The organism is Candidatus Palauibacter sp. (assembly GCF_965208055.1).
GTDB lineage: Bacteria > Gemmatimonadota > Gemmatimonadetes > Palauibacterales > Palauibacteraceae > Palauibacter.
Genome location: NZ_CBDBNY010000004.1, coordinates 1,791,503 through 1,816,877, shown reverse-complemented (window position 1 = coordinate 1,816,877; position 25,375 = coordinate 1,791,503). Strand labels below are relative to the sequence as shown.

Sequence of the window (25,375 nt, the reverse complement as noted above, 5' to 3'; positions counted from 1 at the left end):
CGGACTTGTTTGATCGACGAAAACACAGCGTTTTAGTGGCTTCCGGCGCTCTTGACCCTCTTCGGGAGCGTCGGTATGTTCAGCCCGATTTCACGGGCTGGGGTGTGGTGCATCGTTCGTTAACGGTGGTATGTTGATGGATCGAGTTAGCCATACACCCGAAGGACTTCATCCCTGAGGAGGAGTGAATGAAGAAGGGTACCAAGAGGCTGTTGACGGTCGGGGCGGTCCTGGCCATCGGCGGTTGCGGAGACACCGTAGAGGTCGTCACGCCGCCGTTCCCGGACATTCCGCCCATCACCATTCCACCGCCGCCGGTCATTCCGCCGCCGCCGCCACCCCCGCCCCCGCCGCCACCTCCGGCGAACCGGGCGCCCGTGGCAGTTGGCACGATTCCGGCGCACAGCGTTGACGTCGGTGGCACGGCCGCCGTTCCCGCGGCCGGCTACTTCAGCGACCCGGACGGCGACGAGCTGACGTACAGCGGTACTTCGTCCAACGGGAGCGTCGTCACGGTGAGTGTTGAGGGCTCGACCGCGACGGTGACGGGCGTAGCCGCAGGAAGTGCCGTTGTCACTCTCACAGCGGCCGACCCGGATGGCCTCCAGGCCAACCAGGGCTTCAACGTCACGGTCCAGGCGGGAGCCACGAACCAGGCGCCGGTAGCGGTCGGCACGATTCCGGGCTCGAGGCTCCAGATCGGCGGCACGTCGACGATCGACGTCGCGGGCTACTTCAGCGACCCGGACGGCGACGAACTGAGCTATGCGGGCGCCAGCTCGAACGAGGCCGTGGCGACCGTCGCGATGGAGGGCTCGACGGCGACGATCAGCGCGATCGCGGCGGGCGACGCCGTGATCACGGTTACGGCGAGCGACGGATCCGCTTCGGTGTCGCAGGGCTTCCGCATCGACGTTCCCGCGGGTCCGAAGGAGGCCACGGTCGTGATCACGAGGGTGCTGGACGCGGATCGGCAGCAGATCGTCGATCTGACGAGCATCTCGGGCACGATCTACGCGGTCCTCGATGTGCAGTCGAACGACGAGACGTGGACGGATGTCGGTCTCACGCTGAACGGCGAGACGGTCACGCCCCTGTGCCGCGGCACTGGCGGCAGCTCCGCCGACGCGATTCCGGGCCCCGGACTCGCCGCCGCCGGGCAGGTCGAGATCGAGTGCGCCCTCAAGACCAACGCTGTCGTGGGCGAGTGCGCGGGCATGCAGCTCGATCCCAAGTACGCCAACGGCGATTATGCTCTGGGTGCTTTCGTCACCACCGATGACGACGCCAGGCGCGAAGTCGTCGCCTCTCAGATGATCTCGCTCGACAACCACGGTTTCGTGCAGATCGCGCATGTTCCGGGCAGTGAGTTCGAGCTCGGCGCCCACACGAACGGCCTCACCTTCTACGGCGGTCCGAACGCCGAGGGCAACGTCAACATGTTCCACGCGTGCCCCGTCGCGTACGACGGCACCGTGGTTGGAAAGATGACGCTGTCCACCAGGCACACCGACACCAGCAGGCCGACGCCGACGCCCGTGGAGGGCGCCACCTCCCTGAGCTTCAGGGAGAGCCGATTCGGTTCGGACTCTCCGAGCAAGGAAGCGCCGTTCACGTGGTCGGCCGGTACGCAATGGTGGAACCCCAACCTCCGCGTGGAGAACATCCCGAGCGGGGACGACGCGAGCGAGACGTGGATCGTCAATGATGGACAGATCCTCGACCCCAACGGCCTCGACGTCACCGCGAAGTTCCGTGTGGGCGACGAGTATGCGAAGCTCGGGCCGCTTCACTTCGACTTCAAGGCTCCGGCGATAACCGCGAGTTCGCAGGTCGTGATCGCCACCTCGAACAATCCCACACATTCCAGCTGGGTGCCCACGACGGCCACGTTCTATCGCGCCGGGCCGAGCAACGCCCTGCGCCGCTTCCGGATCACGGAAATGACCGAAAGCGGTGTCGGACACGTGTACGGCACGACCTCGGCCATCGCCGTGGGCGACTACTCTGCGGGCAGGAATAGCGACACTCGCCCGGACACGGAGTTCACTGCCCTGTTCGACAACGTCACGCTCGTCAATCAGCTGCCTGAGGAAGATGCCACCGTAGATGGCATAGCGGATGGCGGCGGCGCCGACACCTACGTGGCCGAGCTTCAGTCTCTGGCGGACCGGCTGGGGAATGCCACCAGCCTCAGCCGCGTAAGGATCCGTACGGCCACGAACTTCGGTGTGGACCATACGGGACCCGTCATCAGCCGCGAGCGGCCCTCCGAAGCGCTGGTGCTGTCGGACAACTCGCTGTTCTTCGAGGTCGAAGATCCGCGGCTCGCCACCGGCGAAGACGGCAGTGGGCTGTCCGGCAGCGTTACCGCGTGGGCCGGCGGCTCGAGCCCCAGCTCCAGTTCGACCTACTGGGTCGGTTCAGCGACCGTCGCCGCCAACGGCTCGGTCGAGGTCGATATCACGCCTTCGTCGGCGACTCACCGCTTTGCGCGTGAATCGAGTCACACGGTGTTCGCCTGGACGCCGGACAAAGCCGGCAACGGCTCGTCCACGTCCTTCACGTTCACGCGTGACCAGACAAAGCCGGTTCTCTCGCTATCTGCGGTGCCCTCAAGCTTCGCCAGCGAGGTCACTGCGGCGTCGGTGAGCGTGACCGTAGCGGGAACGCTGAGCGACGCGACCGAGATCCGGCGCGCGTTCCTGAGCATCCATAAAGGTACCGACTGCACCGCCGCTGATCCGTTGGGGGCGTCGCAGGTAAGCGGTCCCGTCCGGCGACTCGACAACGAGAGCAACACGATCGAGTTCTCCGAGGTGTTCACGCTCAAGAAGGGCGACGACGCCGGCGATACGTCCTACTGCTTCTTCCTGAGCGCCGAGGACGACGCGCGCGACGCGGATGACCGCGTCGGGGCGAACAAGTACGAAGATGCCATCGCGACGTTCAGCGTGAACTGGCCTGCAGGTCCGCCGGCACCGCCACCGGGTCCGACGTTCGAGTTCAATACGAGAACAGACGACACAGATCCGTCGACGGCGACCGCAGCGGATTCGTTGAGCGCGACCGAGGGGGCTGCGACGGTCTACCACGTAACGCTGAAGGACGCGCCGACGGGCGCGACGTACCCGCTCGACCTGACGGTTGACGCGCCGAGAGCCTGGACGGTGGCCGAGCTCAACGATGGCGATCTCCAGTTCACGTCGGCGACGGATACGGTCTCGGTGAGCGTCACCACCACGCACGATCTGAACATCGCGTCCGAGTTGAGGAGCCTGACCCACAAGGCGAAGGACTTCGACGACACGACGGTTGGCGTGCGCGTTATGGACGACGACTTCGAGATCTCGGTGAATCGGGCGTCGGTGCGCGAGGATGACGACCCCGTGGATGTGATCGTTACCGTGACGGCCGGCATGAAGGCGCCCGCCGGTGGCACACCTGTGACGGTGAACTTCGTCGGCGCAGGGGAGGATACTGATGATGGTAATGACGATTTCGCCGCGATCACTGCGTTGAGTCTGACGATTGCTTCGGGTATGGTGGCGGTGGCCGACACAGTCGAAGTGGATGCGATCGACGACGCCCTTACGCCCGAGCAGGGCGAGTCGATCCGGCTGACGGGAGCAAACAGCGACCCCACAGTGGGTGCGGCGTACACCAATCCCGTCGGAATCATGATCTTGGACGACGATCCGGACATCCAGCTGTCGGTGGATATGACAGAGGTGGCGGAGGACGCAGGAGCCACCGAGTTGACCGTCACAGCATCAGTGGATGAGGCGCTCGGTGACATCGTTCAGATTACGGTCACGCTGCCGGCGGATACCGAGACTCCTGCCATGTGGACGTTCAGTTCGAATGAGGTCACGCTGAATCTGGATGGTACGGCGACCTCAGTTACCGGAACCGTCACGCTGACACCTGCGGACAACCATGATAGCGATATCACCATCGATATCACCGGCGCTTCGGCGACCGAGAAGTCCGGCGTTACGCCAACGGTGGTGTACACAGTTGGTGGTGCGAAAGTGAAGATCACCAACCAGGACGGTTCGTGACCTGATCGACAACGACGGTTCGTAAACCCTAACGGTCTCTGACGAGAGGCCTCATGGAAGCGGGCCCCCGCGAAGTCTGCGGGGGCCCGCTTCTTTTTGGGGGGATTGAACTCCTGGCTGGACTCGATCTCACCCGAACCTTCCGAAGGATGATCATGTTCGTGACCAACCCTCGCCTCGCTCGGCTTCAGCCCCGAGAACGCGCCGTATCCATGTCGTTCCTCTCCGCGCTTCTGGTGAGTGTCGCTTCATGCGGTGCGGAACCGACCATGCCCCCCCCGCCCCCGCCTCCACCGGCCGTCCCGCCGACGCAGGTCGGTTCGATTCCGGCTCAAATCGTGACCGTGGGCGAGTCGGCGGTGATCGACGTGGCTGCCTATTTCAGCGATCCCGACGGAGGGCCGCTGAGTTACGGGGCGGCCACGTTCTCCCCCGGCGTGGTCTCCGTGTCGATATCCGGCAGCAGTCTGACCATGGTCGGGGTGGCGGACGGCACGGCGACGGTGGTGGTGACGGCGACCGACCCGGACGGTCTGAGCGCGACGCAGAGCGTGGACGTGACGGTACGGACGCCCAACCGCGCCCCGGCGCCGTCCGGCTCGATTCCCGCCCGGAGCATCGACGTGGGGCGGACCGTCACGCTCGACGTGGCCTCGTACTTCAGCGATCCGGACGGCGACGAGCTCACCTATACTGCGGCCACCGCGGTTCCCGCCGTGGTCTCCGTGTCGATGTCCGGCAGCCGCCTGACCATGGTCGGGGTGGCTGACGGCACGGCGACGGTGACGGTGACGGCGACGGACCCGGGCGGCCTGAGCGCGACGCAGCGCGTGGCCGCGACGGTGCAGACGCCCAACCGCGCCCCGGCGCCGTCCGGCTCGATTCCCGCCCGGAGCATCGACGTAGGGCGGACCGTGACGCTCGACGCGGCCTCGTACTTCAGGGATCCGGACGGCGACGCGCTCGCATATGCGGCGACGACATCGAACGCCGGCGTCGTGTCTGCCGGGGTCTCCGGCAGCACGCTGACGCTCACCGGGGTGGCAAACGGCACGGCGACGGTGACGGTGACGGCGACGGACCCGGGCGGCCTGAGCGCGACGCAGCGCGTGGCCGCGACGGTGCAGACGCCCAACCGCGCCCCGGCGCCGTCCGGCTCGATTCCCTCCCAGAGCATCGATCGCGGGCAAACCGCGAGCCTCGACGTGGCTCGGTACTTCAGCGATCCGGACGGCGACGCGCTCGCATATGCGGCGACGACATCGAACGCCGGCGTCGTGTCTGCCGGGGTCTCCGGCAGCACGCTGACGCTCACCGGGGTGGCAAACGGCACGGCGACGGTGACGGTGACGGCGACGGACCCGGGCGGCCTGAGCGCGACGCAGCGCGTGGCCGTGACGGTGCAGACAACCAACCGCCCGCCCGCACCGGCCGGCTCGATTCCGGCGCAGAACCTCGACGGGGGGCGGGCCTGGAGTCTCGATGTGTCTCGGTACTTCAGCGACCCGGACGGCGATGTGCTCAGATATGCCGCGACGACATCGAACGCCGGCGTGGTGTCGGTCCGGCTGTCCCGCAGCAACTTGACCATCATCGGCGTGGCCGGAGGCGCGGCGACGGTGACGGTGACGGCGACGGACCTGGGCGGCCTGACCGGAACGCAGACCATCGAGGTCACCGTCCGCGGGCGGGCGGGCGGCTTTCGCGACGACTTCGAAACCTCCACCAGCCTCCAGGGATGGCGCATCGAGGAGGCCGAGGCGACGGTTGCCGACAGCGCGTTGCATCTGACGAACAGTGTCACGGGCACCGGGAGCGCGGAACGCTCGTCGCCGCCCAGTCTGCGGGGGTGGGAACTTACCGCGGTGATCAGTCGTGTCACGGGCGAGGCAACCCCTGGAGTGATCTGGTTTACCGGTCACCACCGGTTCCACGCCATCCGGCTGCTACTGCCCGCGTCTAGTACGATGAACTACGAGTTCGCCGTGTTCGATGGCGCGCAGAACGGATGGACCGTGATAGAGGAGCTGTCCGGACATTCGCGGAGCATCGGGGCGGCTCCGAATTCGTATGATCGGATCCGACTGGGACACGATCCGTTCGGCTCCTTCGTGTTCGAGGTGGGCGGGGGCGATTTCAGTACTACGCTCTTAAGGGTCAGCCCGGACGCGCCGCTGCGCGGTATTCGCGTGGGCGATTTTCTGGACCGCATCGTGGCCATCTGGCTCGTGAACCGGGGCGCCGCCGGTGCGACTGCGCTATTCGACTGGGTGGAGGTCTCAGGTGAGGAGGTTGCCGCGACGGCCGGCGACGCCGGCGCTCCGCCCGGGTTCGATCAGGTGAAGGCGGTCGCCGGTTCCCCCGCCGCGAATCGAGTCCGGATTCCCGGCGGTGCGGACAGGCTCGACCGAAGGCCGCGCTAGTTGCAGTTGTGGCCGACGCAGGCGAAGTCGGGTAACCGTTTTTGAACAGTGCTTGCGTTTCCCAATTGGCCCATCGGATCGGCCGGGACGAGCAGCGGAGGGGGCAGACTGAATGAACGGAATCACGGATCGTTATCGAAGGACCCTGGCGGTCGTCAGCCTCGCGGCGCTCTTCGGGGTTGTCTCCTGCGGCGGAGACGGGACGACGGATCCGCCTCCGCCACCGCCGCCGCCACCCGCGCCGGTGGCCCCGGTGGCGGTCGGCTCGATACCGGCCCAGGTCATGACCGCGGGACAGTCCGTGGCCGTGGACGTGACTCCGTTCTTCAGCGATCCGGATGGCGGGGCCCTGACGTACGCCGCCGCCTCGTCGGACGAGGGCGTCGTCTCCGTCTCGATATCCGGCAGCAGTCTGACGGTGACGGCCGTGGCGGCCGGGACGGCGACGGTCACGGTGACGGCGACCGACCCGGACGGGTTGACCGCGACGCAGAGCGCGGGCGTCACGGTCGAGGCGGCGAACCGGGCGCCGGAGGCGGTGGGGACGATTCCCGCGCAGATGGCGACCGTGGGCGAGACGGCGACGGTGGACGTCGCGGCGTTCTTCAGCGATCCGGATGGCGACGAACTGACGTACGCGGCGGAATCGACGGACGCCGCCGTGATCGCCGCGAGCGTGTCGGGAAGCAGCCTGACGGTGACGGCCGTGGCGGTGGGCACGGCGACGGTCACGGTGACGGCGGCCGATCCGGACGGGCTGACCGCGACGCAGAGCGCCGAGGTGACCGTGTCGCCGGCGAACCGGGCACCGGAGACGGTGGGGACGATTCCCGCGCAGACGGCGATGGTGGGCGAGACGGCGACGGTGGACGTCGCCTCCTTCTTCAGCGATCCGGATGGCGACGAACTGACGTACGCGGCGGCATCGACGAACGCCGCTGTCGCCACCGCGAGCATGTCGGGAAGCAGCCTGACGGTGGCGGCCGTGGCGGCGGGCACGGCGACGGTCACGGTGACGGCGACCGACCCCGGCGGCCTGTCGGCGTCGCAAAGCGCGGAGGTGACGGTCGAGGCGGCCAACCGGGCGCCGGAGGCCGTGGGGACGATTCCAGCGCAGACGGCGACGGCGGGCGAGACGGCGACGGTGGACGTCGCGGCGTTCTTCAGCGATCCGGATGGCGACGAGCTGACGTACGCGGCGGCATCGACGGACGCCGCTGTGGCCACCGCGAGCATGTCGGGAAGCAGCCTGACGGTGGCGGCCGTGGCGGCGGGCACGGCGACGGTCACGGTGACGGCGACCGATCCCGGCGGCCTGTCGGCGTCGCAAAGCGCGGAGGTGACCGTCGAGGAGTCGGCCGGCCCCGGATTCCGGGATGACTTCGACTCATCGGCCAGCCTGGACGACTGGGACTTCCTGTACGCCGAAGCCGCCGTCGTTGACGGGGTGCTGCGCCTCACCAAGACAGCGGATACTCCGGGCGCGATCGCGGACCGCGCGGTCGACCCCGTGCTCACGGAGTGGACGATCCGCGCCAGCATGGGCCGGGCCGCCGACGCCGGAGCGGTGGGGCTGTACTGGTTCACGGAGGACGACCGCTACCAGGCCTTCGGCATAGTGCTCGGCCCGCTGGGTGACAGGGAGCTCAATTACAGGTTCGTATTTTGGGACGACAATGCGTCGGGTACGTCGAAATGGATTCTCGTCACGAATGAGAGCGGCACCTCGGATGCTGTTCGCGACGCGCCGGGCGAGTTCACGGACGTCGCGGTCGGATTGGACGGCAACCAGCTCTTCCTGATGGCGGGAGACACCGAGCTCTGGAGAATCACGCCGAACCCGAGGATCCGTACAGCCTTGGCGGCGGTGACCACCATCTGGTTGGCGGGATTCGGAAGCAGCGGCGATGTGCTTCAATTCGATTGGGTCGAGGTCACCGGCACGGAAAGCAGTGCGGACATGTCCCGTCGGACGGGCGCCGCGAGCGGTTTCGACCTCCTGCCGGCGGCCGCGGAGATTTCCGACGCGAAGCGCGCCCGGCCGGGCATCCTGACCGGGACGCGCCGAAACCGGGATGACCGCTAGACCATGCCGTCGCCGCGGGCCGGGAGCCTGCCGAAACGGGTGCGCGTAGCGGCGGTGGCCGCCATCGTGTGGGCCGCCGCCTGCGGAGACGCGGCCGAGGACGTCACGGGTCCGCCTCCCGCGCCCAACCGCGGGCCCGTGGCGGTCGGGGCGATCCCCGACCGGACGATGGCCGCCGGCGAGAGGGTGTCCGTGGATGTGTCGTCATACTTCCGGGACCCGGACGGGGACGCCCTCTCCTACACGGCGACTTCGTCGAACGACGCGGCTGCGGGCGCCTCCGTGTCGGGCGCTTCGGTCGTCGTCGCCGCACACGCGCGCGGCGTCGTGACGGTCACCGTGACGGCGCGCGATCCGGACGGACTCCTCGCGCAGCAGCGCTTCCGGGTGACCGTGCCGAACCGGGGGCCGGAAGCCGCGGAAGCGATCCCGGTCCAGACCGTGTTCGCGGGACAGGCGGTCTCCGTGGACGCCTCGGCCTACTTCAGCGATCCGGACGGCGACGCGCTGACGTACGAGGCGATGTCTTCGGATGCGGAGGTCGCGGCCGCCACGGTCGCGGCCGCCACCGTCACGATCCGGGCCGTGGGCACGGGCGTCGCCGCGGTGACCATCCGCGCGAGCGACCCGGATGGCGATGCGGCGGAGCAGACGGTCCAGGTGACGGTGCCGAACCGCGGCCCGGAGGCGGTGGGGGAGATCCCCGCGCGGACCGTGCCGGCGGGCGAGACCGCGACCGTGGATCTCGCCTCCTACTTCAGCGATCCGGACGGGGACGCCCTCGCCTACGCGGCGTCGTCATCGAACGCGGGGGTCGCCGGGGCCTCGGTTTCCGGCAGCGCCTTGGCGGTCGCCGCGATCGCCAGGGGCGTTGCGGTCGTCACGGTGACGGCGCGCGACCCGCGGGGCTTGGCCGCGCAGCAGACGTTCGCGGTGACGGTGCCGAACCGCGCTCCCGAGGCGGTGACCGGGATTCCCGGCGTGATCGCGCCCGTCGGCGAGACCGTCACGGTGGACGCCTCGCTCCACTTCGAGGATCCGGACGGGGATGCGCTTTCCTACGCGGCGGCTTCCTCGGACCCCGGAGTCGCCGCCGTCTCGGTGTCGGGCAACAGCGTGGCGGTGAGCGGGGTTGCGGCCGGCGCCGCGGTCGTCACGGTGACGGTGCGCGACCCGCGGGGCCTGGCCGCGCAGCAGACCTTCACCGTGACGGTGCCGAACCGCGCTCCCGAGGCGGTGACCGGGATTCCCGGCGTGATCGCGCCCGTCGGCGAGACCGTCACGGTGGACGCCTCGCTCCACTTCGAGGATCCGGACGGGGATGCGCTCTCCTACGCGGCGGTTTCCTCGGATCCCGGAGTCGCCGCCGTCTCGGTGTCGGGCAACAGCGTGGCGGTCAGCGGGGTTGCGGACGGCGCCGCGGTCGTCACGGTGACCGCGCGCGACCCGGACGGGTTGAGCGCCGCTGCGACGTTTCGCGCGACCGTCTTGACCTCCAGGCCGGGGTTCCAGATCGAACTCGTGTTCGCCTCCCCCGTGACCCCGACCCAGGAGGCGGCCTTCGTCCGCGCGGCGCGGCGCTGGGAGGCGGTGCTGGCGCCGACCGACCTCCCCGACGCTGCGCTGAACGCGACTCTGGGCTGCAGCGGTGGTGATCCGAAGTTTCAGCGGTACGTCGTCGCGATCGACGACTTGGTGATCGTGGCGGCCGTGGGCGAGATCGATGGCCGCGGCGGGACGCTGGCCTTCGCGGGCCCCTGCTGGATTCGAAGTTCGTCGCGGTTGCCCTTCTACGGCCGCATGGTGTTGGACGAGGCCGACCTCGACCGCCTCGAGCGGGACGGCCACATGGAGAACACGATCCTCCATGAAATGGGGCATGTGCTCGGCATCGGAATCCTCTGGGAAGACCTGGACCTGCTGCGCAACCCCGCCTCCGGAGACGAGGCGCCCGACACCCACTTCACGGGCCGGCGGGCCATCGAGGCGTTCGACGAAGCCGGCGGCGCCGACTACGCCGGCGCCAAGGTGCCGGTCGAGAACACGGGCGGACCGGGCACCAGGAACGGCCACTGGCGGGAAGCCGTGCTCGTCACGGAACTCATGACCGGATACCTGACTTCCGGTCCCGAGCCCCTGAGCGCGATCACGGTCCAGTCCCTGGCCGACCTCGGATATCTCGTCGACTCGGCGGCGGCCGATCCCTACCGGCTTCCCGGCGCCGACGCGGCCCGGCGGATCGACCCGGAGCGGCGCATCCCCTACGGGGACGACATCCGGAGAGGTCCGATCGTCGTCGCCGACCCCGATGGCCGCATCGTCCGCGTGATTCCGCGATGACTTCGACTCCGCCGCGAGCCTGGACGACAGGGACATTCTCGAGGGGCGCCCCTCCGCCCTCCACCGTTCCCGGTTGATGATCCGTTGATCTCGTTGGCGATTTTGGGACGGTAGCTCGAATCGCTAGCTTGAGGTCATCAACCGAGGGAACGTCCATGCCCGAGCCGAAAGCGCAAACTCTCGAATCCGGAGCGGATGCCGGTTCGGTGCCTGTCGAGGACCGCCGGTCCCGCGCGGGCGCTCGGCGGTCGGGGGCCCGGGACCGCATCACGATCACGCGCTGGAGCCTGGGACTCTCCCTGACGCTCGCGCTCACCGTCGTGACGGCGGCGTTCACTCTCGTGTGGAATCAGACCGCGGTGCTCGGCGAGACGCAGATGCAGCTTGTCGCAAGCGTTGGCGGTCTGGACGCGCGGGTGACCGGCCTCGACCAGCGGGTGACCGGCCTCGAATCCGAGGTGCGCGGTCTGCGGACGGAAATGCGGGAAGAGATCGGCGGTCTGCGGGCGGAGATGCGGGAAGAGATCGGCGGTCTGCGCGAAGAAATAGGCGAACTCGCCGACCTCATCCGCGAACGGGCGCCGGAGGAGGCTGAGGGACGGTGATCTCCGCCGTGCCTTCCACCCCGCCGGCCGCATCGCCGCCCGCCGCCGTGATGGTCGCCGTGCCCTCGGCCACTCCCGTTACGAGGCCCAGGCTGTCCACGGAAGCGACGGCGGTATCGCCGCTCGACCAGGCCACGGTCGCATCGGTCATCGGGCGGCCGATCTGGTCGCGTACGTCGGCGGACAGCCGGACCGTCTGACCGAGCGCGGTGAGCGTCGCCGTGTCCGGCGTGACCGTCACCGTCGTAGGCGCCGGTTCCGCCACCTCGACGGCGAAGCTCTGTGCCGCCGAGAGCCCGCCCGGGTCGGAGACCCTGACCGTCACGGTGGCCGCGCCCGCCGCACCGCCCGTGACGGTCAGTTCGGTTCCCGACAGGCCGACGGTCGCGACCGCGGGGTTGGATGTCGTGGCCACATACGTCAGCGCGTCGCCGTCCGGATCCGAGAACGATGCCGAGAGGTCGATCGTCACCGTCTGGCCCTCGACGACCGTCCGGTCCGGAATCGCTTCGCCCGCCACCGGCGCCCGGTTGGCGGGAGGCGGCGGAAGGACGGTGATCTCCGCCGTGCCTTCCACCCCGGCGGCCGCATCGCGGCCCGCCGCCGTGATGGTCGCCGTGCCCTCGGCCACTCCCGTTACGAGGCCCAGGCTGTCCACGGAAGCGACGGCCGTATCGCTCGAGGTCCAGCCGAAGGCGGCGGCTTCGACCACATGTCCGTTGCCGTCGGTGGCCATCGCGACCAGCCGCACGGTGCCGCCCGCGGCGAGGGTGTGGGTCGCCGGCGTGACCGTCACCGTCGCAGGCGCCGCGGCCGCCACCTCGACGGCAAAGCTCTGTGAGGCCGAGAGCCCGCCCGGGTCGGAGGCCGTGACCGTCACCGCCGCTGCGCCCCGCGCAACGCCCGTTACCGATAACTCGGTTCCCAACAGCGCGACGGTGGCGACTTCGGCGTTGGATGTCGTGGCCGCATGTGTCAGCGCGTCGCCGTCCGGGTCCGAGAACGATGCCGAGAGGTCGATCGTCACGGTCTGGCCCTCGACGACCGTCCGATCCGGAATCGCTTCGCCCGCCACCGGCGCCCGGTTGGCGGGAGGCGGCGGAAGGACGGTGATCTCCGCCGTGCCTTCCACCCCGGCGGCCGCATCGCCGCCCGCCGCCGTGATGGTCGCCGTGCCCTCGGCCACGCCCGTTACGAGGCCCAGGCTGTCCACGGAAGCGACGGCCGTATCGCTCGAGGTCCAGCCGAAAGCGGCGGCTTCGACCACATGTCCGTTGCCGTCGGTGGCCGTCGCGACCAGCCGCACGGTGTCGCCGGCGGCGAGGGTGCGGGTCGCCGGTGCGATCTCCACCGTCGCGGGCGTCTGTGACACCTCGATCGACGCGCTTCCCGATACCTCGCCGGAGTGCGCGGCGATGGTCGCGCTCCCGTTGGCCACCGCCGTCACGAGGCCGGTCGTATCGACCGTCGCGACGGCAGTGTCGCCGCTCGACCAGGCCACGGTCGCATCGGTCATCGGGCGGCCGATCTGGTCGCGCACGCCGGCAAACAGCGGGGTCGTCTGATCGATCGCGGTGAGCGTCGCGGTGTCCGGCGCGACCGTCACCGTCGTAGGCACCGGTTCCGCCACCTCGACGGCGAAGCTCTGCGTAGCCGAGAGCCCGCCCGGGTCGGAGACCCTGACCGTCACGGCGGCCGCGCCCCGCGCACCGCCCGTGACGGACAGTTCGGTTCCCGACAGGCCGATGGTCGCGACCGCGGGGTTGGATGTCGTGGCCACATACGTCAGCGCGTCGCCGTCCGGATCCGAGAATGATGCCGAGACGTCGATCGTCACGGTCTGTCCCTCGACGACCGTCCGATCCGGAATCGCCTCGCCCGCCACCGGCGCCCGGTTCGCGGGCGGAGGAGGCGGAGGAGGAGGCGCGGGCCCCGCCGGGTCGACCGCGTCGCCCCCGCCACAGGCTGCGCCAAGAACCGCAACTCCGATCAGAATGAGCGGAAGGGCGCTTCGCACCCAGCCGCGTCTCGACATCATCGCTCTCACCTGCACCTCCCCACAAAGAAAAGAAGCGGGCCCCCGCAGCCTTCGCCGGAGCCTGCTTCCGTGAGGCCTCTCGTCAGAGACCGCGAGCCCGGATTTCTCAGAGGATGAAATGGGCACCGGCCTCCAGTAGTCGATAAAGTGTTATTCCCCAATAACATGGCGGCTACACAAGAGGAGGACCGGTGCCGGCACAGCCTAAGCCCATCTCGTGCGTCTTTCAAGCCTGTCAGGGCCGTAGAGTCACGGCTGCATTACGCCCCCGGCTTGACAAATGTATCCACTGGGATACAACCCTTCTCCCGTGGAATACACCGTCGTCAAGAGCGGCACGTTTCGCCGATGGCTGAAGAACCTGCGCGACAGGCGGGCCCGTGCGCGGATCGTCGTTCGCATCGAACGCGTCGCGGAGGGCAAACGATCCGGAACAAAACGACATCGAACGCGCCCGGCGAATGGCGGGCGAACTCTGAGGAGGCGGCGTGAGCGGAGAAACCTACACCCCCTGGGACAGCGCCGAGTTTCTCGATGATGACGAAGCGCGCATCGAATACCTGAAGGCCGCGCTGGCGGAGAACGATCCGGAGTTTTTCGCGAAGGCGGTCGGCAACGTCGCCCGCGCCATGGGCATGACCACGGTCGCCCGGGGAGCGCGACTGGGCCGTCCGAGCCTGTACAAGTCGCTGTCCGGCGAGCGTGATCCGCGTCTCGGTACGGTGATGAGGGTTCTTGACGCGTTGGGCATCCGCCTCACCGTCGCGCCCGGAGCGGTCTGACCGCGAACTCAGGCGCCCCACACGGTGATGGTCGTGCCGTTTCGCTGTCGCTCCTCTCGGTAGATCTTCTCCGCCCAGCTCCTTCCCTCGCGCATGTCGAAGACGACGAGGTGTCCGGTGTCGGCGTCGCAGAGATCCATGTACGCGGCCGTCTGTTCGAGTCCCCGCTCGACGGTCCGGGCCTGTGAGCGGCCCTCCTTCAGCAGCTTGCACTCGACCACGAACCGGCCCGCGCGCCCCTGTCCGCCGGGCCAGACGACGAGCAGGTCCACGCGGCGGCTCCCCAGCGCGTACTCCCGCTCGATCCGGCCCCTCCCGTTCACCACCCGGTGCAGGAACGCCTGCAGCACGAGTTGGGGGCCCGCCTCCGTGTAGCGTGCCCGCTCGACCCAGTGTTCCGAGTTCTGCCGGAAGAAATCCTGGAAGGCGGCGAGCAGTCTGCCCATGTCGAGGCCGCCGTCCGCGTCCACGTACCACGCCGGTTGCGGCTCCGGCATCCGGTGCTGGAGCATCCAGGTCAGTTCCCGGGGCAGAACCTCGCCGTAGATGGGGTTGGCGACACGCAGCGGCGGGTCCGGCGCCACCAGTCCCAGATCGCGCACGTACTCGAAATCCCTGTCCGAGTACGCCTCGTCTCCGCCGCTCAGGAGCGGCTCGATCACCCGGCGCACCCGCGGCTCCCGCAGCTTGTCGGCCAGCTGGTCCAGGTGCGTCTCGCGGCGCAGGATCAGCACCTCGCGCGCCTCGAACACGTCCCGCTCCGAGATCGGACGGTCACGCGGGCGGAGCGCCTGATGCTCGAAGCACAGCTGCCGGCCCACCGCGTTGACGAGCCAGGGCTGGCCGCGCGTCTGCTCCCACACCGCGTCCAGCGCCCCCGGCGAGAACTCCTGGCCCGTCTCCTCCGTGTGCTGCCCCAGCAGGGTCTCGACCTCGGTGCGGGTGAAGTCGCCCAGGCGGAGCGACTCGGCCTTGATGTTGAAGGCGCTGCCCCCGGCGATCACCTCCCTCTCGGAACTCGCGTGGATCCGGTAGTCGCGCACGTCCCGCACACCGCACAGCACCACGCTCTGGGGGAACCCGGCCGGGCGGTGGGCGTAGCCGGCGCGCAACTGGCGCAGCGCCGACACCAGCGTGTCGCCCACCAGGGCGTCGATCTCGTCGATCAGCACGACCAGCGGCGAATCGGCGGCGCGCGCCCAGGTTTCCAGCAACATGCCCAGCGCGGCGTCGGGACGCCGGGTCGTGTCGAGCCGGTCCGCCGCTTCGGCCGTGGCCGGGTCGTTCAGCGTGTTCCTTGCCTCCCGCGCGATCTCGGAGGCGATCGCCCCCATCCCCCGCCCCACATCCTCGCGGGCGGTCTGCGCCGGCTCGACGTTGAGGTACGCGCAGCGGTACTCCCCCGCGGCGCCGTCGTTCAGCAGGTCGCGCAGCGCCAGGAGCGCGGTCGTCTTCCCGGTCTGCCGGGGGGCGTGCAGCACGGAGTACCGCTCGGCGCGGATGAGATGCAGGAGTTCGGCGGCGTTGAGGCGCTCGAGCGGCGGAACGCAGTAGTGCAGGCGGCGGCGAACCGGGCCGGCCGTGTTGAAGTCTCGCATGGCCGAAAGCTGGCCCCACCCCTGCGGGGACGCAATCAGTGCGGAGCCCGGGAATGTCGACAGCGACGCGCAACGTTCTCCGCCCAGGTTCTGCCCTCGCGCATGTCGAAGATGACGAGGCGGCCGGCGTCGGCATCAGAAAGGTCCATGTACGCGGCCGTCTGTTCGAGCCCCCGCTCCGGTACTCCCCCGCGGCGCCGTCGTTCAGCAGGTCGCGCAGCGCCGGCAGGGCGGAGGTCTTCCCCGTCTGCCGGGCGGCGTACAAGTGCGAAGTAGGCCTTGAAGCGAATCAGGTCCGGCACGCCGGCCAGGCTCACCCGGTCCAGCGGAGGCACGCAGTAGTGCTCGTCCGCCCGGGCGGGGCCGGCGGTGTTGAATCGGCGCATGCCCTGAACGTCGCCCCGCCCGCATGGGGGCGCAATCAGCGCCGCGTCACGGGCGTACTCTGATGGCGGTCGGGTTGCCGGACAGGCCGGATAGGAGCGAGGCCACGTCGCCGTCGCCACCCGTGCAGCGCTGGAGGGCGTCGAGGATCTTCTCTCCGGCGTTGGCCCCGCCCTCGTAGGCCACGGACGCTCTTCGTCGTGAAGCAGCCACGTGACGAAGAGCCGCTGGCGGTCTTGGGTCAGCCCGTCGATGAACGCGTCGCGAGGCACACGGCCGAGGCGAGCCGTCCAGGTCTCCCAGTGGGGGTACTGGTGGACGGTGATCCGCTCCAGCGTCCGCGACGGCGGCGCGGACCACTCGATGCCGACGCGGGACGTGTAGCCCAGACGCCCGGTTTCGTAGTCTTCGACGCCCGTGTCCAGCCGCGCGCCCCGGGCCACGAACGCGAAGTCCACGGACGAACGTGGACGTACAGAACACCGCCATCCGGCTCGCGACCCCCAGCCCGTCGAGATCCGCTTCGTTGGGAGACACCGCCTGCCATCCGCTCTCGTCGCCCAGCGTCATCGCTTCGACCGTCCAGGATTCAGCGGTAAGGATCAACTCCGTCGAGTCGCAGTCCGCCAGCACGCCTTCCAGGGCATCGCGCTCCGCCTCGTCCACCGTCAAGCCGTACTTGAGGCGCACGGCCACGACCGCGAACCAGCACCGGTTGAAGTTCGGCAGCCACTCGGCGGCGTCGCTTCCGGCCTTCACGCCCAGATCCAGGGTCGGGGTAGCCAGTGCGAGGTTCTCGACATCGTGCGCGAACGCCCTGCGCTCGCTCAGCGACCAAGTGCAGGCGCCGGAATCGTGCGCCTCCCCCTTGGCCACGATGTGGTCGACCTGGATCTCCCGCGCGTGGTCGTAGTAGACCCCGGTATACGCCTCGTAGAGCTTGCCGCCCAGCGCGGTGACCACCACTTCCTCCAGGCTGTCCGGATGCCGGTAGTGGCCCACGTCGTATTCGGAGCAGCGGGTCTCCGGCCGGATCCGAGAACGATGCCGAGAGGTCGATCGTCACGGTCTATCCCTCGACGACCGCCTGATCCGGAATCGTGGCAGCCGCGACCGGCGCCCGGTTGGCGGGAGGCGGCGGGGGAGGGGGAGGAGGCGGGAGCTATATACAGGGGTTGTTGGGAAGCGTGGGGAGGGCGAGACAACCGAAAGCAACCCAAAGAGATGCGTGAAATGATGAGCCTTAGTTTGCTCGAGCTGGCGGAGATGTTCCCAACGGAGGAGGCGGCCAGGGAGTGGTTCGAGGAACTCGTGTGGCCGAACGGGGACCGGCACTGCCCGCGGTGCGGGAGCCTCGGGACCTACCGTTGCAAGCACGCGAAGATGCCGTACCGGTGCCGGGACTGCGGGAAGTACTTCTCGGTCAAGACGGGGACGGTGATGGCGGGATCCCCGCTCCCCCTGCGGAAATGGGCCGCGATCTACCTGGACATGACGAGTCCGAAGGGCGTGGCGTCGACCCGGCTCCAGCACGACATCGGCGTGACGCAGAAGACGGCGTGGTTCATGCAGCACCGGATCCGGCAGGTCTTCGTTCGAGTCCGACCGGCCCGGTTCGAGGGGCCGGTGGAGGTGGATGAGGCTTTCGTCGGAGGGAAGGAAGGGAACAAGCACGCCGACAAACGGCTTCGCCAGGAGGGCGGGTTCGCGGGGAAGATCCCGGTGGTAGGGCTCAAGGACCGGGCCACGAACAGGGTGTCGGCCTACGTCGTGAGCAGCACGGACGGCCGGACGTTATGGCGGATCATCACCGCGCACGCCGGGCCGGGTTCGACCGTCTACACCGACGAATACCCCACGTACAGCCGGCTGGCGCCGAGCTACCGGCACAGAACGGCGAAACACTCGGTCGGGGAGTACGTCCGGGGAGATGCCCACACCAACGGCGTGGAGAGCTTCTGGGCGATGCTCAAGCGGGCCTACAAGGGGACGTTCCACGTCATGAGCCGGAAGCATCTTCAGCGGTACGTGGATGAACTGGCGGGCAAGCACAACCTTCGGCCGCTCGGCACTCTCGAGAGGATGCAGCAGGTCGTGATTCACATGGTGGGCAAGCGTCTCACCTACCGGGATCTGGTGTACGGTCGGGGCGCGGCTCGTTATCCCGCCGTCCCATACGTCTGATCCGCTCGCGCACTTCCGGGTCGAGCGGCGAGGCGACGGCGCGCGCCACCTCCGAGAAACGCGCTCCCCGGTAGAACGGGTTCACGGCCTTCGGGTCATGCTCCTTCGGGTCCGGCTTCCGTCCGGCGGCGGAGAGGCGTTCAGGTGCACGGTCGGGCATCATGTCCTCCTCGTCGGGTCGTGCGGTTAAGAGAGAAGGGGCCCCGCAACTTCGCGGGGCCCCCTCTTTTCTTACTACCCGCCCTCGTAAGGCCTACCAAGGGACGTCTGAAGGTTTAGGGCTCGGAATCGTCCGAGTTGACGATCGTCAACTCGGCATCCTTGATCGTCCAGTTCACGCCGCCGGTAGTCTTGGCCTCCGGGGCCACCGTGGCTGTGACGTCGCAGTCCATGTCGTCGCCGTCGATGTCATCCTCCGGGGTCACCGACACCGTGCCGCTGCCCGAGGACGAACCCGTGTCGATCGTGAACGTCTGGTCACTCGCGGAAGCACTAACCGCGTCGCACGCGGCGATATTTCCTATCGTGAACGTGAGGATGTGCGGCGCCGTCACACCAGTCGGCAGGGTCGCGGTGACCTCCACTGACGTCGCATCCGCCCCTTCATCGATCGAAGAATTCCGGGTCACCGTCAGCGTGATGTCAGGATCGGCGTCGATGATCGTGATCTTCGCGGGCGCCACGTAGACACCGTTTGCGTCGGTGCGGGTGTCGTCGCTGATCTCGATCTGCTCACCGAGTTCGGAATCCGCGTTGGCATCATCGATCGCCGTCACCCACACAGTATCGATGGCTGTCTTATCGCCCTTCTTAATCACGATTTGGTTGCCGGTGCCGGTCGCCGTTGCGCGGAAGTCATCGCCATCGCTTCCGGCCCCATCGCCAGTGCCGCCGCTCACACCTGCCAGGGTCAGGTCGATCGTCAACCCGGCCGCATCAGTGGGCGCGGTGGCCGCAGTCGCCGTGACGACTACGGCGGTGCTGTCGGCATCCTCACGGATGGACGAGACATTCGCCGTCAGGCCGATGTCGTCATCGGCCGTCTTGACCGTCACCTGACCGGTCACGCCATCGTAGTCGTCGTCATCACTCTCCGCCGACAGATCGAGCGTCACCGACTCCGACGCGGCGTTCAGGTCGTGCGTGATCGTGACGTACACGTACTGCGCCGTGCTGTAGTTGGCTTTCGTGAACGTGAGCGTGTTCTGGTCGTTGGCCGTGTCCAGATCCGTGTCGATGTTGCTGACCGGAGGCGATGCGCCGTTGACCGTCACCGTAACGTCCTCGTCCGGCTCGGTGCCCAGCTTCACAGGGAAGCCGTTCACGCGGGGCTCCGGCGGGGTTTGGGTTGCATCCCCCGCGCTGGGCGTCGCGCCCTCCGTCGCGGACGCCTCGCCCTTGGCATCACCGGCATCGATCGTCGGACCCGGAGGCGGTCCTGAAGGCCAGCTCACGCTGAACGTGGAGACCTGATCGCTGTAGTTGTTCGCGGCGGCGCGGTCATCCGCGTCGCGCGCGTCATCCTCGGCCTTCAGGTAGAAGCAGTAGCTCGTCATACCGGCGTCGTCGCCCTGCTTGACCGTGAACACCTCGGAGAACTCGATCTCGCTGGTGCCGTTGTCGAGTCGCCGCACGGGACCGCTCACCTGACTCGATTTCAACGCCTCGCTGTCCTCCTTGCACGAGGCGCCGGCATGGATGCTCAGGAACGCGCGCCGGATCTCGGTCGCGTCGCTCAGCGTTCCCGCCACCGTCACGCTCACCGACTTCGCCGTCGTCGCGCCGAAGTTGTTCGGCACCGCGGACAACGTGAGGGCCGGATCTGTCTGGTCGCGAACGAACGTGAAGCTCGTCGACGTGGCGTTGCCGGCCTCGTCCAGCGCCCGAACGTACACGACATGAGTGTCTTCACGCGCGAAACGGGCGTTCCCCTCCGGATCGATATCGACCGTGACCATTCCACCGGCAGTGCTGGGGGCGGGCGTGGCGGTCCAGTAATGACGGCTGGTGACCCAGTACCTCGAGTCGCCGGCATACGCATGGACCGTGGCCATCGGCTGGCTGCCGTCTTCGCCGGTCTCGAGCCGCGGATCTTCGATCTCGAAGAGCAGCTCGTTGCCCGACAGCACCAGCGCCTCGGCGGGCCGCTCGCGGCTGATCACGGGTGGCGTACGGTCGACGCCGAAGGTCGAGGCCGTACGGATCCTGCCGCCACCAAGCCAGGTGCTGTTACCCAGCCGGTCCGCCAGAGACTGAACCTCGGCCACGTAGGTGTCGATTCCGCCGCCATCGGCGACGCCATCTACCTTGGGGTCTTCCTCGGGCAACTGGCTGATGTGTGTGACGTTCTCAAGACCGTCCAGGGGCGTGAAATCCGTGTTCGGGCTGGCGTCGTTATTCCTGCCCGCGGAGTAGTCGCCCACGGCGATCGCCGAGGTCGTGCCGTACACGTGCCCGACACCCATGTCGCTCATTTCCGTGATCCGGAAGCGTCGCGCGGTCGACCCGCCGCTGTCGCGGTAGTAAATCTCCGTCGTCGATGCCCAACTCGCGGAGGCGGCGTTTGCGGCGGCGATCACGACTTCCGAACCGTCGCTTATCACCGGAGCTTTGAAGTCGAAGTGAAGCGGGCCGTACTTGGCCATCTTACCGCCCTGGCGGAACGTCGAGGTGACGTCGCGGCCGTTCGGATCGGTGATGATGTGATCGTTGATGATCCAGTGCTCGGTCTCGCCCGGCACGTTCTCGACGCCACCGTTCGCGTTCCGCGAAGACGCCGTGCTGATCATCCATGTGAACGGCGCTTCCTTGACCGGATAATACGATCCGCTGCCACCTTCTCTGAAGGTCGCCTTGGCCGCGTCCTCAATCGGATTCGGGTCCGGACGCTCCGTGTCGGTCACGACCGTGTTGAGCCGCATCGTCCCAACCTCGGTGCCGTCGTACGCGACGGGGCACGCGTGGAAGGTGTTGACGTTGCCCTCGACGGAGGGACCACCGTAGAAGGTGAGACCCGCGGTGTGAGTTCCGACCTCGGACTGGCTGCCCGGAACATGCGCGATCGCCACGAAACCGTGGTTGGTGAGCGAGATCGGCTGAGAGGCGACGACTTCGCGCGTGGCGTCGTCATCGGTCGTGAGGAACGCGCTCAACTCGTACGCGCCGTTGGCGTACTTGGGCATGAGCGGCATCCCCGCGCACTCGCCCACGACGGCGTTGGTCTTGAGGGCGCACTCGATCTCGACCTGCCCTGCGGCGGCGAGTCCGGGGCCCGCAATCGCGTCGGCGGAACTGCCGCCGGTGCCGCGGCACAGAGGCGTGACCGTCTGGCGCCCCATCGTCTCGCTTTCCAGCGTGAGACCGATGTCCGTCCACGTCTCGTCGTTCGACTGCACATCGAGGACCGCGTAGATCGTGCCCGAGATGCCCGTCGGATCGCTGATCTGCTGTCGGTTCGCGTCCAGCAGCCTCGTGATCACAAGCGTGGCCTCCTTCGGCCCCGTCGGGACGTCGATGCGGAAGCCCTGCGAGACCGACGCGGACCCGTCGCTCGCCGTAACCGTGATCACGGCGTCGCCCGCCGCGATCGCGGTGATCGTCGCCGTCGAGCCTTCCATCGCGATGGTCGCCACGCTCTCGTTCGAGCTGGCGCCCGCATAGGTCAGCTCATCGCCGTCCGGGTCGCTGAAGTAGCCCGCGACGTCGATCGTCGACGTGCCGCCGATCTGGAGCCTCGAGCCCGGAATCGTGCCTACCGCTACCGGCGCCTGGTTCGTGGCTCCCGCCTGGACCGTGACGTTGAATCCCTGGTTGGCCTGGAGGCCATCCGGGTCGGCCGCTGTGAGAGTGGCAGTCGCGGAATCGCAATAACTGATTGTAGTACATTGTTTTACGGATTATTCGCGGCATCGCGGCACCATCGACCTCTCGCTCTCGAGGTAGGGCTGAGCAGGGGACCGGAACCGGTCGCAGGGGGTTGTCGAGGCGGGGTCTTCGTGATACCACCGAGCGGATTCCCCCCGGCGTACGGGCTAAATGGCGGCTACCCTCGTGGGCTGGGACCGGCGAAGGGGGTCGCGAACGCATAACTGTCAAACGGGGCATGGGTTACGTTATCTGCTACCTTATTCGAGACCAGCGTTCGCGCCCGGGTGCCGTCGCTGACATGGCGGCCCCTTTGTGAAGAGCCCGAATCGGTGGATCACCGGCGCGGTTCGGCGAAGGCGTCGCACCCGCGATGGAACGAGCGGAGCGTCCTCATCGTGTCGCACTCCCACTCGAATGTGGTAATGAATGGTGTTCGCGGCGCGACCATAAGGACATGTTTCGCGATCTTTGCGCGATTCATCCCGGCACGGATACCGGCGCCGACCCCGCCTGACGCACCCCGACCCGTTTCACGGGAGAACAAATCTCGTGCCCCCTAAAATAGGTGGGTATTCCCACATTCACTACCTCATTTGGGGGTATGATGCGAAGCGATGAGGAGGCCCTCGCGCATGCCGGAGACGATGAGGTGGCCGGCGTCGGCGTCGGAGAGGTCCATGTGGGGATCGGCGAATCGATCGGCTGGAGGGCAGAATGAACGAGGGGTTTGCCCGGATCCGTGAGGATATCCGCGCCCTGGGTACGCCCCCCGCTCCCTGAACTCTCCCGGGCCCGGGATGGCCTGACCGCCGATCAGGCGCCCCACACGGTGATGGGTGTGCCGTTTTGCTGCCGCTCCTCCCGGTAGATCTTCTCCGCCCAGGTCCTGCCCTCGCGCATGTCGAAGACGACGAACCGGCCGGCGCGCCCCTGTCCGCCGGGCCAGACGACCAACAGGTCCACGCGGCGGCTCCCCAGCGCGTACTCCCGCTCGATCCGGCCCCTTCCGTTAACCACCCGGTGCAGGAACGCCTGCAGCACGAGTTGGGGGCCCGCCTCCGTGTACTGGGCGCGCTGGATCCAGTGTTCCGAGTTCTGCCGGAAGAAATCCTGGAACGCGGCCAGCAGCCCGTCCATGCCCAGGCCGCCGTCCGCGTCCACGTACCAGGCCGTCCGCTGGGGCGGCATCGCTTGCTGGAGCACCCAGGTGAGTTCCCTGGGAAGCACTTCGCCGTAGATGGGGTTGGCGATACGGAGCGGCGGGTCCGGCGCCACGAGTCCGAGATCGCGCACGTATTCGAAGTCCCGGCCCGAATACTCCGCGTCGCTCCCGCTGAGCAGCGGTTCGACCACCCGGCGCACACGCGGCTCGCGCAGCTTGTCCGCCAGTTGATCCAGGTGCGTCTCGCGGCGCAGGATCAGCGTCTCCCGCGCCTCGAATACGTCCCGGTCGGAGATGGGATCGTCGCGCGGACGGAGTGCGCCGGCGGGGAAGCACATCTCCTGTGCGAGCGCGTTGACGAGCCAGGGTTGGCCGCGCGTCTGCTCCCACACCGCATCGAGCGCCTCCGGAGCGAAGGCCTGGCCGGACTCGGCCGTGTGCTGGCCCAGCAGGTCTTCGACCTCGGCCCGGGTGAAGTCCCCCAGGCGGAGCGAACGGGTCTTGATGTTGAATGCGCTGCCCCCGGCGATCACCTCCCTCTCGGAACTCGCGTGGATCCGGTAGTCGCGCACGTCCCGCACCCCGCACAGCACGGCGCTGTGAGGGAACGCGCAGGGCGGTGGGCGTACCCCGCGCGGAGCTGCCGCAGCACCGACACCAGCGAATCGCCCACCAGCGCGTCGATCTCGTCGATCAGCAGCACGAGCGGAGCGGCGTCTGCCTTCGTCCACAGGCGCAGCAACGTGCCCAGCGCGACATCGGGACGCTCGGTGGTGTCGAGGCCCCGCGCCGCCTCGGCCGTCTCCGGATCGCCCAGCGTGTCCCGGGCCTCGTGGGCGATCTCCGTGGCGATCGCCCCCATCGCCCGCCCCACATCCTCGCGAGCCGTCTGCGCGGACTCGACGTTGATGTACGCGCAACAGCGCCGCTTCGCCCGCCACCAGGGGGACGGGCATCCAAGAGAGGGAAGGTGGTCACCCACGGAGGAGAACATAGCTCGTCGGAAGCTGTCGTTGCCAGATTCAAGACAAGAAAAAGCGGGCCCCCGCAGATTTCGCGGGGGCCCGCTTCCGTGAGGCCTCTCGTCAGAGACCGCTAGGGTTTGCGTGTGGCGTTTCTCGATGATCGTCCCGGTCCCCCGCCGACGTCACGGGGAACCGGGTGACATCGGTCTCCTCGTCAGTTCCCGGTTGAGCTATCGGCGTTACGGATCGTGAGTTCAGCGATCTCGACGGTATGGGCGACGCCGCTGGCCTTGTCTGGCGTGTCCGTGCTGATAGTTGCCGCGACCATGGCGGATCGTCACCGCGCACGCCGAGCCGGGTTCGATCATCTACACCGACGAGTACCCTACGTACAACCGGCTGGCGAAGGCTTACCGGCACGGAGCGGCAAAGCATAAGACGGGGGAGTACGTCCGGGGCGATGCCCACACCAACGGCATGGAGAGCTTTTGGGCGATACTCAAGCGGGCCTACAAGGGAACGTTTCATGTCTTGAGTCGGAAGCATCTGCAGCGGTACGTGGATGAACTGGCGGGCAAGCACAACCTTCGACCGTTCGGCACTCTCGAGAGGATGCAGCAGGTCGTGATTCACATGGTGGGCAAACGTCTCACCTACCGGGAGTTGGTGCATGGGCCGAGGGGCGGCCCGTTATCCCGCCGTTCCCTTCCGCCTGAGCCGCTTTCGCACTTCCGGATCCGTGGGCGAGGCGACGGCGCGCGCCACTTCCGACAGCCGCGCTCCCCGGTAGAACGGGTTCATGGCCCTCGGGTCCTTCGGGTCGTGCTCTTCCGGGTGGGGCTCCGTCGGGTCGTGCTCCTCGTCGCGGCTGGGCATT

The 25,375-nt window shown here is 68.1% G+C and carries 15 protein-coding genes and 2 pseudogenes; 9 read left to right on the top strand and 8 right to left on the bottom strand.

The annotated features are described in order from the left end of the window. Positions 1 to 188: 188 nt before the first annotated feature. The 6 genes and pseudogenes from ACOGXI_RS08045 to ACOGXI_RS08020 form a co-directional block, all read left to right on the top strand. A pseudogene (locus ACOGXI_RS08045) lies at positions 189 to 581 on the top strand (Ig-like domain-containing protein); the annotation flags it as partial. 210 nt (positions 582 to 791) lie between these two features. Further along, positions 792 to 4,064 carry a hypothetical protein gene (locus ACOGXI_RS08040; RefSeq protein ID WP_419940248.1) on the top strand — a complete coding sequence of 1,091 codons (3,273 nt, stop codon included), beginning with the start codon at positions 792 to 794 and terminating at the stop codon, positions 4,062 to 4,064. 269 nt (positions 4,065 to 4,333) lie between these two features. Next, positions 4,334 to 6,487, top strand: a complete 2,154-nt coding sequence (locus tag ACOGXI_RS08035) for an Ig-like domain-containing protein (RefSeq protein ID WP_419938349.1) — start codon at positions 4,334 to 4,336, stop codon at positions 6,485 to 6,487. A gap of 112 nt (positions 6,488 to 6,599) precedes the next feature. Beyond that, positions 6,600 to 8,573: an Ig-like domain-containing protein gene (locus ACOGXI_RS08030; RefSeq protein ID WP_419938348.1), complete on the top strand. Its 1,974-nt coding sequence runs from the start codon at positions 6,600 to 6,602 to the stop codon at positions 8,571 to 8,573. Between the two features lie 3 nt (positions 8,574 to 8,576). Then, positions 8,577 to 10,913, top strand: coding sequence for an Ig-like domain-containing protein (locus tag ACOGXI_RS08025; RefSeq protein ID WP_419938347.1), 2,337 nt, complete (start codon positions 8,577 to 8,579; stop codon positions 10,911 to 10,913). A gap of 206 nt (positions 10,914 to 11,119) precedes the next feature. Further along, on the top strand, positions 11,120 to 11,518 hold the full coding sequence (locus ACOGXI_RS08020) for a hypothetical protein (protein ID WP_419938346.1): 399 nt from the start codon (positions 11,120 to 11,122) through the stop codon (positions 11,516 to 11,518). Here the strand turns inward: ACOGXI_RS08020 and ACOGXI_RS08015 are convergent. Next, a complete protein-coding gene (locus tag ACOGXI_RS08015; protein WP_419938345.1) occupies positions 11,478 to 13,556 on the bottom strand; it encodes an Ig-like domain-containing protein in 2,079 nt (692 codons plus the stop codon). The genes ACOGXI_RS08020 and ACOGXI_RS08015 overlap by 41 nt on opposite strands. Before the next feature lie 488 nt (positions 13,557 to 14,044). Between ACOGXI_RS08015 and ACOGXI_RS08010 the strand changes: the two genes are divergently transcribed. Continuing rightward, positions 14,045 to 14,338, top strand: coding sequence for an addiction module antidote protein (locus tag ACOGXI_RS08010; RefSeq protein WP_419938344.1), 294 nt, complete (start codon positions 14,045 to 14,047; stop codon positions 14,336 to 14,338). An 8-nt stretch (positions 14,339 to 14,346) separates the two neighbouring features. Here ACOGXI_RS08010 and ACOGXI_RS08005 read toward each other — a convergent pair whose 3' ends face one another. Genes ACOGXI_RS08005 through ACOGXI_RS07995 form a run of 3 tightly spaced genes read right to left on the bottom strand, consistent with a single transcriptional unit; the run spans position 14,347 to position 17,322 of the window. Then, positions 14,347 to 15,936, bottom strand: a complete 1,590-nt coding sequence (locus ACOGXI_RS08005; protein WP_419938343.1) for an AAA family ATPase — start codon at positions 15,934 to 15,936, stop codon at positions 14,347 to 14,349. 35 nt (positions 15,937 to 15,971) lie between these two features. Continuing rightward, the gene (locus ACOGXI_RS08000) at positions 15,972 to 16,322 is read right to left on the bottom strand and encodes a hypothetical protein (protein WP_419938342.1); all 351 of its coding nucleotides are present in this window, start codon (positions 16,320 to 16,322) and stop codon (positions 15,972 to 15,974) included. A 46-nt stretch (positions 16,323 to 16,368) separates the two neighbouring features. Continuing rightward, positions 16,369 to 17,322: a hypothetical protein gene (locus ACOGXI_RS07995; RefSeq protein ID WP_419938341.1), complete on the bottom strand. Its 954-nt coding sequence runs from the start codon at positions 17,320 to 17,322 to the stop codon at positions 16,369 to 16,371. Between the two features lie 231 nt (positions 17,323 to 17,553). Between ACOGXI_RS07995 and ACOGXI_RS07990 the strand changes: the two genes are divergently transcribed. Beyond that, positions 17,554 to 18,504 carry an IS1595 family transposase gene (locus tag ACOGXI_RS07990; protein WP_419938340.1) on the top strand — a complete coding sequence of 317 codons (951 nt, stop codon included), beginning with the start codon at positions 17,554 to 17,556 and terminating at the stop codon, positions 18,502 to 18,504. Between the two features lie 275 nt (positions 18,505 to 18,779). Here ACOGXI_RS07990 and ACOGXI_RS07985 read toward each other — a convergent pair whose 3' ends face one another. The 3 genes from ACOGXI_RS07985 to ACOGXI_RS07975 all read right to left on the bottom strand — a co-directional run bounded on the left by ACOGXI_RS07985 (position 18,780) and on the right by ACOGXI_RS07975 (position 24,395). Beyond that, positions 18,780 to 22,136, bottom strand: a complete 3,357-nt coding sequence (locus ACOGXI_RS07985; protein ID WP_419938339.1) for a hypothetical protein — start codon at positions 22,134 to 22,136, stop codon at positions 18,780 to 18,782. 1,048 nt (positions 22,137 to 23,184) lie between these two features. After that, positions 23,185 to 24,105 carry a hypothetical protein gene (locus tag ACOGXI_RS07980; RefSeq protein WP_419938338.1) on the bottom strand — a complete coding sequence of 307 codons (921 nt, stop codon included), beginning with the start codon at positions 24,103 to 24,105 and terminating at the stop codon, positions 23,185 to 23,187. Beyond that, on the bottom strand, positions 24,063 to 24,395 hold the full coding sequence (locus tag ACOGXI_RS07975) for a hypothetical protein (RefSeq protein ID WP_419938337.1): 333 nt from the start codon (positions 24,393 to 24,395) through the stop codon (positions 24,063 to 24,065). Before ACOGXI_RS07975 ends, ACOGXI_RS07980 begins: the two co-directional genes overlap by 43 nt. A gap of 418 nt (positions 24,396 to 24,813) precedes the next feature. Here ACOGXI_RS07975 and ACOGXI_RS07970 point away from each other — a divergent pair. Beyond that, positions 24,814 to 25,077, top strand: a pseudogene (locus tag ACOGXI_RS07970) (IS1595 family transposase); the annotation flags it as partial. A 111-nt stretch (positions 25,078 to 25,188) separates the two neighbouring features. On the opposite strand, the gene ACOGXI_RS07965 reads toward ACOGXI_RS07970, so the two are convergent. Continuing rightward, positions 25,189 to 25,374 (bottom strand): hypothetical protein, encoded by a 186-nt coding sequence (locus ACOGXI_RS07965; protein ID WP_419940247.1) that lies wholly within the window; start codon positions 25,372 to 25,374, stop codon positions 25,189 to 25,191. Between the last annotated feature and the right edge of the window lies 1 nt (position 25,375).